Origin of the sequence: Blautia massiliensis (ex Liu et al. 2021), from assembly GCF_052064225.1 — a bacterium.
In the GTDB taxonomy this organism is placed as follows: domain Bacteria; phylum Bacillota; class Clostridia; order Lachnospirales; family Lachnospiraceae; genus Blautia_A; species Blautia_A fusiformis.
This window is the reverse complement of the sequence record NZ_JBQHWA010000030.1, coordinates 1-13,845: the sequence shown is the minus strand read 5'-3', so window position 1 is coordinate 13,845 and position 13,845 is coordinate 1. Positions and strand designations below refer to the sequence as shown.

At 44.3% G+C, this 13,845-nt stretch carries 16 protein-coding genes and 1 pseudogene; all 17 read left to right on the top strand.

What is annotated here, in order from left to right:
* Positions 1-6: 6 nt before the first annotated feature.
* Positions 7-939: a hypothetical protein gene (locus tag ACTNDQ_RS11965; protein ID WP_092070780.1), complete on the top strand. Its 933-nt coding sequence runs from the start codon at positions 7-9 to the stop codon at positions 937-939.
* Positions 936-1,175 (top strand): Rho termination factor N-terminal domain-containing protein, encoded by a 240-nt coding sequence (locus ACTNDQ_RS11960; protein WP_441064704.1) that lies wholly within the window; start codon positions 936-938, stop codon positions 1,173-1,175. Before ACTNDQ_RS11965 ends, ACTNDQ_RS11960 begins: the two co-directional genes overlap by 4 nt.
* Positions 1,176-1,179: 4 nt before the next feature.
* Positions 1,180-1,509, top strand: coding sequence for a phage head-tail connector protein (locus ACTNDQ_RS11955; RefSeq protein WP_441064703.1), 330 nt, complete (start codon positions 1,180-1,182; stop codon positions 1,507-1,509).
* The gene (locus tag ACTNDQ_RS11950; protein ID WP_441064702.1) at positions 1,484-1,858 is read left to right on the top strand and encodes a hypothetical protein; all 375 of its coding nucleotides are present in this window, start codon (positions 1,484-1,486) and stop codon (positions 1,856-1,858) included. Before ACTNDQ_RS11955 ends, ACTNDQ_RS11950 begins: the two co-directional genes overlap by 26 nt.
* The gene (locus ACTNDQ_RS11945) at positions 1,855-2,364 is read left to right on the top strand and encodes an HK97-gp10 family putative phage morphogenesis protein (RefSeq protein WP_441064701.1); all 510 of its coding nucleotides are present in this window, start codon (positions 1,855-1,857) and stop codon (positions 2,362-2,364) included. The genes ACTNDQ_RS11950 and ACTNDQ_RS11945 overlap by 4 nt, the downstream gene beginning before the upstream one ends.
* Entirely contained in the window at positions 2,361-2,729 is a 369-nt protein-coding gene (locus ACTNDQ_RS11940; protein WP_119239906.1) for a hypothetical protein, read from the top strand. The genes ACTNDQ_RS11945 and ACTNDQ_RS11940 overlap by 4 nt, the downstream gene beginning before the upstream one ends.
* 12 nt (positions 2,730-2,741) lie before the next feature.
* Positions 2,742-3,164 carry a phage tail tube protein gene (locus tag ACTNDQ_RS11935; protein ID WP_441064700.1) on the top strand — a complete coding sequence of 141 codons (423 nt, stop codon included), beginning with the start codon at positions 2,742-2,744 and terminating at the stop codon, positions 3,162-3,164.
* A gap of 13 nt (positions 3,165-3,177) precedes the next feature.
* Positions 3,178-3,627, top strand: a complete 450-nt coding sequence (locus ACTNDQ_RS11930) for a DUF6096 family protein (protein ID WP_288162023.1) — start codon at positions 3,178-3,180, stop codon at positions 3,625-3,627.
* On the top strand, positions 3,627-3,989 hold the full coding sequence (locus tag ACTNDQ_RS11925) for a hypothetical protein (RefSeq protein WP_441064699.1): 363 nt from the start codon (positions 3,627-3,629) through the stop codon (positions 3,987-3,989). Before ACTNDQ_RS11930 ends, ACTNDQ_RS11925 begins: the two co-directional genes overlap by 1 nt.
* A gap of 30 nt (positions 3,990-4,019) precedes the next feature.
* Positions 4,020-7,130 (top strand): hypothetical protein, encoded by a 3,111-nt coding sequence (locus tag ACTNDQ_RS11920; protein WP_441064698.1) that lies wholly within the window; start codon positions 4,020-4,022, stop codon positions 7,128-7,130.
* Positions 7,131-7,142: 12 nt separating this feature from the next.
* Positions 7,143-7,508, top strand: a complete 366-nt coding sequence (locus ACTNDQ_RS11915; protein ID WP_412226030.1) for a hypothetical protein — start codon at positions 7,143-7,145, stop codon at positions 7,506-7,508.
* 13 nt (positions 7,509-7,521) lie between these two features.
* Complete coding sequence (locus tag ACTNDQ_RS11910) at positions 7,522-7,914, top strand: hypothetical protein (RefSeq protein WP_441064697.1); 393 nt, start codon at positions 7,522-7,524, stop codon at positions 7,912-7,914.
* Between the two features lie 12 nt (positions 7,915-7,926).
* Entirely contained in the window at positions 7,927-11,694 is a 3,768-nt protein-coding gene (locus tag ACTNDQ_RS11905; protein ID WP_441064696.1) for a hypothetical protein, read from the top strand.
* Between the two features lie 14 nt (positions 11,695-11,708).
* Positions 11,709-12,008: a hypothetical protein gene (locus ACTNDQ_RS11900; protein WP_270486429.1), complete on the top strand. Its 300-nt coding sequence runs from the start codon at positions 11,709-11,711 to the stop codon at positions 12,006-12,008.
* A 97-nt stretch (positions 12,009-12,105) separates the two neighbouring features.
* Complete coding sequence (locus ACTNDQ_RS11895; protein ID WP_441064695.1) at positions 12,106-12,579, top strand: phage holin family protein; 474 nt, start codon at positions 12,106-12,108, stop codon at positions 12,577-12,579.
* 38 nt (positions 12,580-12,617) lie between these two features.
* Entirely contained in the window at positions 12,618-13,325 is a 708-nt protein-coding gene (locus tag ACTNDQ_RS11890; RefSeq protein WP_441064694.1) for a BRO family protein, read from the top strand.
* An 18-nt stretch (positions 13,326-13,343) separates the two neighbouring features.
* Positions 13,344-13,757 (top strand): annotated as a pseudogene (locus ACTNDQ_RS11885) (glucosaminidase domain-containing protein); the annotation flags it as partial.
* Positions 13,758-13,845: the final 88 nt, after the last annotated feature.

The window sequence follows — 13,845 nt, the reverse complement described above, 5'->3', positions numbered from 1 at the left end:
TAAACAATGGCAATCAATACTTTAGCAACAGCAACCTTATTTATGACACAGCTTGATAAGATCGCTGTCCAGGAAGCAACCACTGGCTGGATGGATGCCAATGCCGGTCAGGTGATCTATAACGGTGGATCTGAAGTAAAGATCCCGAAAATGAGCGTTCAGGGAATGGGCGACTATGACCGTGAGGCTGGATACCAGCGCGGCTCCGTTACCCTGGAGTACGAGACCAGAAAAATGACACAGGACCGTGGCCGTCTCTTCCAGCTGGATCCGATGGATATCAATGAGGCAAACTTTATCCCGACTGCCGGTGCAGTTATGGGAGAGTTCCAGAGGACACAGGTAGTTCCGGAGATCGATGCGTACCGTATCAGCAAGCTGGCTACAGAAACACTCACTGCAGATAAAGCAGGAATGATCGGAGAATCTTATGTACCGGGAACTGCTTCTACATCTGCTCTGCGTAAGCTGAAAGAAGGGATCAAAGCGGTAAGAGAAAACTATAACGGAGCTCTTATCTGCCAGGCAACACCGGACTTTATTATGGAACTGGAGCTGGAACTTGCAGGCAAGATCACTGCAGTGACCTTCTCTAAAGGCGGAATTCAGACACAGGTTCCTTCTGTAGATGGTGTACCGCTGGTTTCCACACCTTCCAACCGTATGTACACAGCTATCAAGATCAATAACGGTAAAGATAGTGGCCAGGAAAAAGGCGGATATGAAAAAGGAACATCCGCAAAGAACCTGAACTTCTTTATCTGCCCTGTAACCACGCCGATCGCTGTCACAAAACAGGATATCATGCGTATCTTCGACCCGACAACAAACCAGAAACTGAACGCATGGCAGATGGATTACCGTCGTTTCCATGATATGTGGATTCTGGATAATAAACTGGATTCCATCTATCTGAGCATCCAGGAGGCGAAAGCATGAGGCTGATCCGTAAAAATGTAGAAAGAGAAGCGGAAGGATCTGCAGCAGAAAAGCTGATCAGTGATGGCTTCACACCGATGAAAAAAGCCACACCAGACACAGTACCGGAAGAGAAAATCGGTAAGGATATCGAGGATATGACAGTTGAAGAACTGAAAACTCTTGCAAAGGAGAAAGGACTGACCGGTGTCTCCTCCCTGGCAAAAGCGGACCTTCTGGAAATCCTGAAAGGGTGATACGATGGCATCAGTAGAAGATATCAAAAAGCTGAAGATCCTGACCGGAGAAAAGAATGAGGAACTTCTGTCTGTCCTTCTGGATGAAGCTGAAGCTTTCGTGCTGTCCTACACCAATCGCAAACAGTTAAGGACCGGGCTGGAAAAGGCAGTCCGGGATCTTGCTGTGATCGCTTTGAACCGGATAGGAACAGAGGGGGAAAAGTCCAGAAGTGAGGGTGGAGAGAGTTATACTTTTGAGGATGCGCCGAAACAGATCTACGACACGCTGAACCGGTATCGCCTGGCCAGAGTAGGAGGAAAGATTTATGAGGCTGAGAAGAAGCAGACTTGAGGAATTTTTCCATAAGAAAATGACGGTAAAGAAAGATAAGGAAGGCAGTACCAGCGAGGAATATGGTACTGCCTCTTCTGTTACCGGAGAAAGCTGGCCGGCATCCGGAAAAGTACAGGCTGAGCAGTACGGCCAGAGACTGAATTATATCCGGAATATCCGGATACAGGGAAACTATAAGATCCAGACGGATGAAAAAGGCCGGCTGCATTATATCCTGGAAGATGGAACGGATATAGAGGAACGGGACGGGATTTGTCTATATGTGGCAGCAGATCAGCTTCCAGACTATCGGATCATATCCATCAAACCATATCGTTTCCTTACCATGGAGGTGGAAAAGATATGAGTGTAAATGGATTTGATGAAGTGGAGAAAGCTTTGCAAGAGGTGTCCGAGTTGGACACCCGGCAGGCAGTTGGAGAAGCGATCCAGTTTGTACGGTCAGCAGCAGTTGAGAATTGCCATGCAGATACCGGAGAACTCCAGCAGAGCATTTTTGCCGAAACCACAGAGGGAGAAAACACTGTCACAGGGATCTGCTGGACAGACAAAGCTTATGCTCCATACATAGAGTTCGGAACCGGACCGAAAGGCCAGGAGAAACATGCCGGCATCTCTCCGGAAGTAACTCCGGTCTATACTCAACAGCCATGGTGGATCCATGAAAGCCAGATAGACAGAAGGGTGGCTGAAAAGTACCTTTGGCCATATATGGACACGCCGGATGGAAGATTCTATAGATGCAGCGGAAATCCGGCCTATCCGTTCCTGTATCCGGCTATGAAGGATAACGAAGAACAGATCTTAAAGATGCTGGGCGGAAGCCTTGCGTCAGATTTGGAGGATATATGAAGAATGTAAAAGATCAGGTGTACGCGGCACTGTGCACGGTGTCCGAAAATGTTTCAGATGCCTATCCTCGTTCCTGGGCGGAGGGTTCAACGATCCAGTATACCGAAGAGCAGAACGATGTATACGAAGCCAGCTCCGATGCTGAAGGAATGAGAGAGGATAAAGCCCTTGTAAGATACCGGATCGATATCTGGAACAATCACAGCACTTCAGAAGCAGCTCTGCAGGTAGATGAAGCGATGAAAGTGACAGGCCTGAAACGAATCGCATGTGCAGATGTGCCGGATCCGTCAGGGATGAAGCATAAACAGATGCGCTACGAAGGGATCATTGATATGGATTCTGACAGCGTGTACTGGAGATAAGGAGGAATAGCGATGTTAGCAAATGGAGCAACATTAGGTTACAGAAAACACACAGCTGAAGAAAACTCTGCAGCTTACACAGATCTTCCAGGACTGAAAGAGATCCCGGAAGTCGGAGTGGAACTGGATAAGGAGGAAAACACCTGCCTTACAGATCCGCACAAGATGTACGAGGAAGGCATTGGAGACCTTCCGGATATGAAGTACAAATGGAAGTACGACAACAGTAAAGCCGGAAGCCCGTACAGGCTTATGAGAGATGCAGCAGACAAAAAAGAGATCTGGGATTTCCAGGAAAAAACAAAAGATGGAACAGTTACCGAGTTTACTGCACAGTTTTCCGTAAAACGTACAGGCGGTGGAGTAAATGGTGTGATCGAGTTTGAGGTGACCATGGCCGTACAGTCTGAGATCAAACAGACAGATCCGGCGTAAGGAGGAATAAAAGATGATGAATTTTGAAGGCATTCAGGATCTGGGCGGAGCTTCTGCCCAGAATGAGACACAGGCTCCAGAGGAAAAAGTAGTCAATCTGGAGGAACAGAAGAAAAAGAGACAGCCCTTTGCTTATTGGAATGTAGGCGGCAGGAGCTTCAAGATGAAACTGAAAGCTTCCGGAATCGGACGCCTGGAAAATAAGTACAGACAGAATCTCATGAATATGATCGATGATATTCCGCCGCTTTCCGTGATGCTGACGATCATCCAGGAAGCAATGTCACCGTGGGAGCATGGGATTGATTATCAGGATGTGCAGAAGCTGTATGACGCATGGATCGATGAAGGGAACAGTCAGCTGGAACTCTATCAGAAGATTTTGATCCCGCTCATGGTGGTATCGGGTTTTTTACCGGAGAAAACAGCGGCATCCCTTCTGGAGGAAATCGAGAACGCCTGATGTCAGAACAGCTCTCAGAGCTGTATCCGGTAGCTCTTGAGATGGGGATTCCGGCGGAAACATTCTGGAATCTTTCTGTAAATGAGATATTTGATACTTTGGCAAATATAAGAAGGCGGTTGCTCAGAGAAGAAAAGCAGCGGATCATGGATAATTTTATCCATGCCCAGGCCATAGCAGTAGATATCTCAGCGTTATTTGCCAAAGATGGCAATATAGCCCATCCCTGGGATTATTATCCGGAACTGTTTGAAAAAGAACAGAAGGCATACGAAGAAGCAGAGGAAGCCCGCCAGTGGGAAGAGTACATGGAAAAAAGAAGGGCGTACAACGCCGAATGGAACTATAGACATAATCATTGATTTGTTGAGAAAAAGAGAGGAGGTGAGACCATGGGAGACACACTTCATAAGATGCAGGTGATAATTGAAGCTACAACAGAACCATTGAAAAAAGGAATGGAAAACAGCCGGCGGGAAGTAAAGAAAAGCGTTGAAGAAATCCAGAAGGAAACTGAGAAAGTAAAGAATCCGTTCAAGGGAATGGAAAGCAAGGCGCTGCAGCCGGTAAGGAATACTCTGAATAAGATCAGGGAAATGCTCAGCAGGAATCCTGTGAAAAATTTCCAGATCAAGGCAGGCATCAAAGTTCCAACGGAAGAGTATCAGCAACTGAACTCCACAATTCAAAAAACACAGACTCAGCTCAACAAATACTATGAACGCCGGGATAAGATGAGTGATCTTGGCGTAGATCAGGAAAGCATGAGCTGGAGAAGCCTGGCATATGACATTGAGGGCGCTGAACGTAAATTGAGAATGTATGAAACTGACAAAAAACATATGGAATCATCAAATACAGATGTAAAGCGGCCGGTATCTCTTCCGAAACAGGCATTGAACTTTGGAACAGGAATTTTCAAAGGAATAGGAACAACTGTTTCAAAGGGCTGGGGAGGCTTTACAAAGCTTCTGGGAGGTGTTGGAAACGTTGCATCTTCCTTCACCGGCGTGATCCGAAAATGCTCCGGTGCTTATGCTGCACTGATCCAGAAGTTCACATCCGGAATCCCGTTTCTTAACAGGACAAAATCTTCGTTCAATGGTCTGGGAACATCCGGACGAGGCTTGACAGGTATACTGAAGACAATCGGAATGACTGCAAAATTTATGTTTGCAAGTTTTGTGATCCGTGGAGCTGTAGATGGCGCAAAGCAGGGATTTCAGAACTTTGCACAGTACAGTGGAGAAACAAACAGAAGTCTTTCTCTGCTGATGTCTTCTCTGACACAGCTCAAAAATTCACTGGCCACAGCCTTTGCACCAATCCTGAATGTTGTAGCACCAATTCTGAACAGTTTCATTCAGACGGTTATCAACGTGGTAAATTCCATAGGCCAGCTGATGGGAGCCCTCACAGGCAAAACCACCATGGTCATGGCCAAGAAAGTCAATCAGGATTATGCTGCAAGTCTTAACAGTACCTCAACGGGTCTGAAGAATAATGCAAAGAACGCGGATACGGCATCAAAAGCGGCAAAACAATATCAGCGCACTCTTCTGGGATTCGACCAGATCAACAAGCTGAACGATGATTCAGACAGCTCCGGATCAGGAGGAACAGGAAGTGGAACGGATACATCACCGCTTGGTGGCGTTAATGATATGTTCCAGACAACGGCCATCAAGAGCCGTTTCAAAGATCTCGCAAAACTGATCAAAGATTCCTGGAAGTCCGGTGATTTTACAGAACTTGGCGCCATGGTCGGCAATAAGCTCAACGAAGCGCTGGAACGTATTCCGTGGGGTAAAATCCAGAATACCTGTAACAAGATTGCAAAAAGCATTGCCACTTTTCTGAATGGCTTTATTGAAGCTACGGATTGGAAATTAGTTGGTAATACATTCTCTAAGGGACTGAACACAGCCTTTGGATTTGTAGATACCTTTGCAAAGAATTTCCACTGGAACAGTCTTGGGAAAGCTATCGGAGATGGGATCAATGGTGCTCTTGAAGGCCTTGACTGGAATCTGATCAAAGGAACCGTACATGATACCGTCTTTGGTCTGGTAAGCACACTGAATACAGCGATTGCGACAACCAATTGGAGTGTAGTTGGAAAAACAGTTGGAGAGTGCTTTAACACACGACTGGAAGCACTTTATACCACAGTTCATAACTTTAACTGGAGAGGCTTGGGCACTGCGCTGGCTGATCTCGTAACCAACACGGTCAAAACCATTGATACTGGAAAAATAGGACAGACCTTATCCGATGGGATAAAAGGCTTTTTTGAATTTGCAATCTCAGCGATCGAACACATGGATTGGTGGTCCATGGGGGACACCATCTATAACAAAGCAAAAGATCTGATGGTAAACATTGACTGGAGCGGAATTGCTGATAGAGTTTTTGAAACGATTGGAGCTGCATTTGGAGGTTTTGCCGCATTTATTGGCGGTATCTTTAAAAATGCAGTTGCAGATGCAAGGAAGTATATTATAAAGCATTTCACAGAAGCTGGAAAATTCACCTGGGAAGGCTTTAAAAATGGTGTTGTGCAGTCATTTAAAGATATAGGAACCTGGATCAAGGCACACATTTTTAAACCGTTCATAAACGGATTCAAAAAAGCTTTCGGAATCCATTCACCATCAACAGTCATGCGTACGCAGGGCGGATATGTTATATCTGGCCTGTTCAATGGTATGAAAGCAGGATTGCCAGCTGTACTGTCTTGGATTGCTAAACTCCCAGGGCAGACAAAAGAGAGACTTGGAAATGCCAAAACATGGCTACGTGGGAAAGGAAATGCTGCGATCACCGGTCTGAAAAATGGCTGGGAAGCTGTAAGGGAATCAACATTCCTGAGCAGAGTAAAGAAAATCGGTTCTCAATCTTTCAACGCTATCGGAGATATCAAAAGCAAAGTAACGCCGAAAGGCAGGGATATCATAAGCGGAATGAGAACCGGCCTGAATAATAACTGGAGCTCTCTGTCTGGAATATTAAGTAATATACCAGGCAAGGTGGCAAACGCAATTCCAAGCTTATACACAGTTGGCCAGAATGTTATTCAGACTTTTGCAAATGGATTTTCAAGCATCCATATCCCTATGCCACATATCGGCTGGGATTGGGAAGGTGGATCTATAAAAATCGGTAACTTCAAATTTTCATTGCCACGTTTCAATCTGAGCTGGTACGCAAATGGCGGATTCCCTGGTATGGGAGAAATGTTCGTGGCAAGAGAGTCCGGACCGGAGCTTGTCGGAAGAATGGGAAACCGTTCTGCGGTGGCAAACAATAATCAGATCATTGCCGGAATCCGGGCAGGTGTATTTGAAGCAGTTGTGAATGCTTTTGAAAGCATGCAGGGCAGAAATGATCGTGGACAGGAACTCCACATCTATCTGGAAGGCGATGCAAAGAAATTGTTTAAGGTGATCCGCCAGGAAGGAAACAACTATCAGAAACAGACCGGAAATCCGGTATTTGGATAAGGAGGCGGTAAAGTGACAGATGATATCATTATTGACGGAGTTACGATGCCGACTCCGGCCCTTTCGGGTTTGACAATAAAAAAGGAAAAAATCTGGTCAAATAATACAGGGCGTGTAGCGAATGGTGATATGGTAGGCGATCTTATTGCTATTAAATATACGTTGGAAATTACATGGCCCATGTTAAGCAGAGCGGATGCTGCCAAGATTGATGCAGCAATCAGCCCTGCTTTCTTTAATGTGACATTTACGGATCCTGGAAGCAATTCCCGGATAACAAAGAGATGCTACTCAAACACACCATCCTATCCGGTATACAGTTATGTGGACGGTGTAAAAACATACAAAGGAGTAGGGGCGACGCTGATCGGAAAATAAGGAGAACAGAACAATGAAAATGCAAAACAAAGAAATTGTAGACTTTTTAAATACTTGCGTATCTATGAAAAAAAAGATTTTGCCAGTTCGTCTGGCGTATGCGATCAAGAAGAATGTGGCAGCAGTCCAGGAGGCTGCGTCAGCTTACACTGCGGAACGGGAAGAATTGATTCGCAGATACGCCAAGAAAGATAAAAATGGTGAGATCATGACGGAAGACGACTGCTATATCATGGAAGACAAAGAAAGTTTTGGGAAGGATATGAGAGAACTTCTGAATATTGAGACCGAGGTGGAGATTCATACTGTTTCCATCTCAGTAGTCGAGAAATGTGACGAAGATCCGAAATATGATTCACTGACCATGGCTGAACTGGATGTCATTGATTTCATGCTGACAGAGTAAGGAGGCGGTCCTGTGTATCAGTCAACAACTGCATTTGGAACCTTGGTACAGCAGGATTCCAGAACATTTAAATGTTTACTCACCTATGGAGAAACATCCATCACAACCGTACGAAGTATCAAATTCACCGGAGGTTCTGAAAGAGAAGACGATTTTTCTCTGGGTTCTACCATGTCACAGTACATAGAAGTGACAATTCCTGGCAAAGGACTAGTAGTTGAAGGAACAGAAATGCTCCTTCAGATTGGTATGGACGTGAACGGAAAAACAGAATATATCCCCATGGGATATTTTACAGCAGGAAAGCCTAAAAAAGCGGATGATCAGATCACGTTCACGGCTTACGACCGTATGATGAACACAGAGCGGACGTTTTCCATGAATGGCACAACTACAAATACAGTGACAGTACTGAAGAAGATTGCGGATATCACAGGTGTTCCTGTAGTGACATCCGGATTAACGGCGATATCCATGAAAGTGCCGAAAGGATATAGCTGCAGGGAAGTCCTTTCTTATGTGGCACAGCTTCATGGCGCGTTTGCTGTTTGTAATCGTAGAGGTCAGATCGAGCTGCATACCTATGTGGATTCAGATTATGAGGTAAAGACGAGCCGGTACTGGGGAAATTTTGAACATAATGATTATGCTTTTGATGTTTCAAAATTTGTATGTTTTACGGGACAAGATAAAAATGGAAAAAGCATATCAATCTTTTCAGGATCCGGAGCGAGGTCCGTGTCTTTTTCCAATCCGTTCATGACACAAACAGTCCTCAATAATATCCTGGCATCTTTCAAAAATTTCTCCTATATGCCAGGTACATTGAAAATGATGGGAGATCCCCGACTGGATCCTTGGGATATCCTGACCGTAGCAGATCTGTCTGGAAACACATATAAGGTTCCTATCATGAAACTGGATTGGGAATACGATGGCGGTCTTACATATTCAGTTGAAGCTGTCGGCCTGTCAGAAGAAGAAACCAATGCAGATTATAAAGGCCCACAGACAAAAGAAATGGAACGGTATTACGCACAGTTGGTAATGATTGACAGAGCGATGATCAACAAACTGGATGTGGAGACTGCAAAAATCACGTATGCATCTATTAAGGAACTGGATGTAGTTAAAGAGAATGCTGAGGAAATTAATGCTAAAAAAGCAAATATCGATCTCGCAAATGTAAATAACGCCTGGATTGAAAAAGGCGTCCTAAAGGACGGGTCCATTGGCTCAGCAGCAATCCATGAAGGAGCTGTAACGAACGCTAAGATTGCTGATGCGACGATCGAAGCAGCGAAAATCAAGTCTATCAATGCAGATTCTATTGTAGCCGGTACGATTAAGACAGAGCGCCTTATCATCACCGGTCCGGATGGTCAGGACTCTATTGTCAAAGCAATCAACATCGCAAATGGCGTATCTGAGGCAGAAGTGAATGGTCAGAAGATCCAGGCCGCTTCTATAGACGTCGTTGATCTGTCTGCATTCCAGGCTAAGATTGCCCAGTTTGATATGAGTCAAAATGCCATCTATAGTGGCAAGCTGGCTATTAATGATCCAACGAGCGGTGTTTATATTTCCACCACCGGTCTTGGGCTTGGCGACGGGGCTCTTACAAGTAAGAAAGAATCGCCAATTCAGATGTATGCTGATGGTGTATTTAAACTTAAAGGCAAAAATTCATCGTTGGAATTTAATCCAGTGACGGATATGTTGGACATCAATGTCAGCAATTTCCGGATTGGTTCAAAAGAAGCAGCCACAGTAGATAACACAATCAAATCAACACTCGAACAGTTTTATTTATCCACATCTCCAACATCATTAGTTGGTGGTTCATGGAGTAATAATCAGCCAACGTGGACAGAGGGTAAGTATATTTGGAGACGAAATTTCGTAACCTATGGAGATGATCGTACCGAATTCACGCCTTCCGAAAACGGAGTATGTATAACAGGAAATACCGGGGCTCAGGGTGCTCAGGGCGCTCGTGGTCCACAAGGTGCTACAGGCGCAACAGGTCCGCAAGGCCCAACTGGGGCAGCCGGTAAAGGAATCAAATCCACAGCTATAACATATCAATTATGTGCATCACAGACCACTGCACCGACGGGAACGTGGCTTGGATCACCACCAAAAACTGATATAGATAAACCATATTTGTGGACGAGAACCGTTATTACGTACACCGATAATGCGACTTCCACATCATATAGCGTAAGTAGTACATTTGATAGCATAATGGTTGGCGGAAGGAATTTACTCAAAGGAACTCATCAGGACGCACAAAATTATTCCTATCCGTCTATAGGTTATTTGGACTTTTCTTCATGGGTCAGCTCCATTCCTCTTAACGGAAGTACCTATACCCTGTCATTTTGGGCTAAATCGACTGTCAATGGCGACGGAATTCGAGTTCATTTTTACAATCCTTCAAATATTATTTCACTTAAAGGTAGCCAAGGTCAACTTTCAAACTACAACGATGGGCAGTGTGACTTTATATTGTCTACCGTTTTAACCAAATACTGGGTAACATATACCATCCCTCCGAATGGAAATTCCACTCGTAGTATCATAATTCCAAGAATGGGAAAAGATGTCGGTGTCAATGGTTCTGGGAATGTCACTGTTCAATGGGAAAAACTTGAAGAAGGCAACGTCGCAACAGACTGGACGCCAGCTCCTGAAGATTTGGAAACACGTATCTCAGCGGCCGAGACTGAAATCTCAAATAACAAAAAGCAGATTGCTCTTAAAGCATCTCAAACGGAAGTCACTAATCTCAAAGGTGCGCTTGGTGACTTGAGTGTATATACCAATAAAAAGACTACGATGGTCCAAGATATCACGGGCTGGCAATATACCTGGGATACCGTTATAAGCACTGATGCGGCTGAGATTGCTAGTCATAAAGACTATATTACTTTCGATAAAGGTAATATTATCCTTGGTGACTCCGCCAGTGCATCAAAACTTAAACTTACAAAAGATTCCATCCAGTTCAAAGGCACCAGCGACACCGCCATAACACCAGATTCCGACGCAACTGCCTGGATCACAGGAAAGGTATTCCATATCAAATCCGGTGAGATTGAGAGCAGCTTGAAGTTTGGGAAAACATTGATGAAACCGACTGAAAACGGAATTCAAATCGGAAATAAGGCTGAATTTGGCGAACGAGTACGAATAGGATTCCAAGTAAGCAGTAATTCGCAATTTATTTATTCAGATTGTCCGCTTGTGGTTGGAAGTAATTCAGTTCCTAATGGTAATTATCCTTTTTTCGCAGTTGATGATGGCTATGCATTTATTAGCAAAGGAATAATAACGCCAGGGGATTTTATTATTAAATTCGGCGAATATACACTGAACCGTCCTGACGGCGGTATGTTTAACGGTACATTGAGACCATATTACCGCGCTGACGACGTAATAAATATGGAGTTTTATGTAACAGGATATGTTACATCAAATAAAGAGGAAGTCATATTTCTTATTCCATTTTCCCGACCAATTATGTCCACCAAAGTTTCGATATCAAGTATAAAGGGACTTACGATTCGGCAAAATGGAAAATATATATATGGTTCGACTGCTTCAAACCCTATAAAACCGTCATCGTATACAGCTACAGTTATAGGAGGGCGTAACGGATTGAACGTTAGAGCTAAAATGGCAATTGGTAGTGATGATTTTACTGACACTGATACTAGGAACATTGTAAATAATGATACTTGTGCTATCACAGCCAGTATAAAGATAGATTTTTAAAAAGGAGAATCAAAATGGCGTTAAAAAAGAAAGTGATCCAGGACGATGGTGTAACTACTGAATATCATCGCATCCTGTATGTATCCAATACTGTAAACAGTCATTGCTCTATTTCCGTGATTTCTCTGATTTCAGAAAAAATCAGGAAGAAACAACTTGCTGGAGAGATTCAGCAACCCTATCAGAAAATTGTTACCTATGAAACTGAGAAATTTAGCGATCTGAGTATCAAGGAAGCATATGAATATCTCAAAACCCTTCCGGAGTTCGAAGGAGCGGAAGATGTTTTCGAAGATAAGAATAACAGTGTTTGATTGAAAGGATTTATTTATGAAGATCAGAGCCGAGCCGTAACAGGCTCTTTTATTTTGCAAAATTGCGCCGGCGCAACACCGGAGAAAGGAAATAACAATGAACGAAAATCATATTAAAGCAATTTTTACAGCTATTTTTGCACTGATCAGCTCCATTCTCGGGGTACTGACAGTGCCGGTATTCCTGATGGTAGCCTGCAATGTCCTTGACTATGCTACTGGACTTATGGCATCTACATACAGAGCTGAAGATATCAATTCATACAAAAGCATTCGTGGAATCATGAAGAAAGTGAGCATGTGGCTTCTGGTGATTGTAGGAGCAATCATTGATCAGCTTCTTTTATATGCGTCCCAGACTGCAGGTATCACATTACCATTTACATTCTTGGTAGCCTGTATTGTAGCAATCTGGATTATCTGCAACGAGATCATCAGCATTCTGGAGAATATCAAAGATATGGGAGTAACAATCCCAGCATTCCTGATTCCACTTGTAACACATGTAAAATCTCAGGTGGAAGATAAAGTAAATATCGATACAGAAAAAGAGGATTCAGAGGGCGAGTGATCGTCCTCTTTTCTTATTCAGCAGAAAGGAGAAACATCATGAACGAATTGAAGGTATTAAATGAGCAGGAAGTACTTGGAAAACATTTTAAAGTGTATGGGACACCGGAAGAGCCGCTGTTTCTGGCAAAAGATGTTGCCGATTGGATTGAACATAGCAATCCCAGAATGATGCTGCAGACTGTAGATGATGACGAAAAGGGTGTAAGGAATGTTTACACCCCTGGAGGAATGCAGGAAGCGTGGTGTCTTACAGAGGACGGTCTCTACGAAGTCCTCATGCAGTCCAGAAAACCTATCGCAAAAGAATTCAAGAAGAAGGTCAAGGAAATTCTGAAGACCATTCGCAAACACGGCCTGTACGCTACAGATAATGTGATCGACAACATACTGAACAACCCAGATTTCGGCATCGAACTCCTTACAAGACTGAAAGAAGAACGTGCGGCCAGGGTAGAAGCAGAAAGAAAGAATGCCATCCTCATGCACGTAAACAAAACCTACACAGTAACTGAGATTGCCAAGGAGCTGGGACTGAGATCCGCAACACAGCTGAACAGGATCCTGGCAGAGAAGAAAATCCAGTATCAGGTAAATGGTACCTGGGTGATGTATTCCAGATACAGTGATCAGGGATATGAAGAGATCAAGCAGGAAGTTCTGGATTCCGGAAGGGTGATCTATCACAGACGTATCACCCAGATGGGAAGAGAATTCATCCTGAGTTTATTCCAGGCAGCAGCCTGAGAGAGGAGGAAAAACATGTTAAAGATCATGGGAACCCCACAGGCCAGCATTGAACAGATGCGGGCTTATATCAGAAAGATGAATCCGAAGGTGTCCGATTCGGTCATAAAGATGATTCCTCTGTATATCACAGAAGGCGCAGCGGAAGGTGTCCGTGGTGACATTGCTTTTGCCCAGTCCTGTCTGGAAACCGGAAACTTCACATTCAGCGGATCGGCAGTAACACTCAGCCAGAATAATTTCTGCGGCCTTGGTGTGACCAAAACCGGTATGAGAGGCAACAGCTTCAAAACCCCAGCAGAGGGCATCCGGGCCCAGATCCAGCACCTGCAGGCCTACGCATCCACAGATCGGCTGAAGAACCGTTGCGTGGATCCACGCTATACATACGTCAACAGAGGCTGTGCAGAGTATGTGGAGTACCTTGGAATGTAAGTGCTTCAAAAGAAGGCGTAGTGCTATTTCCTCCACCAATTGATATACTGGGAAAAACCAATATATTTTAAGGAGGACTTATTCT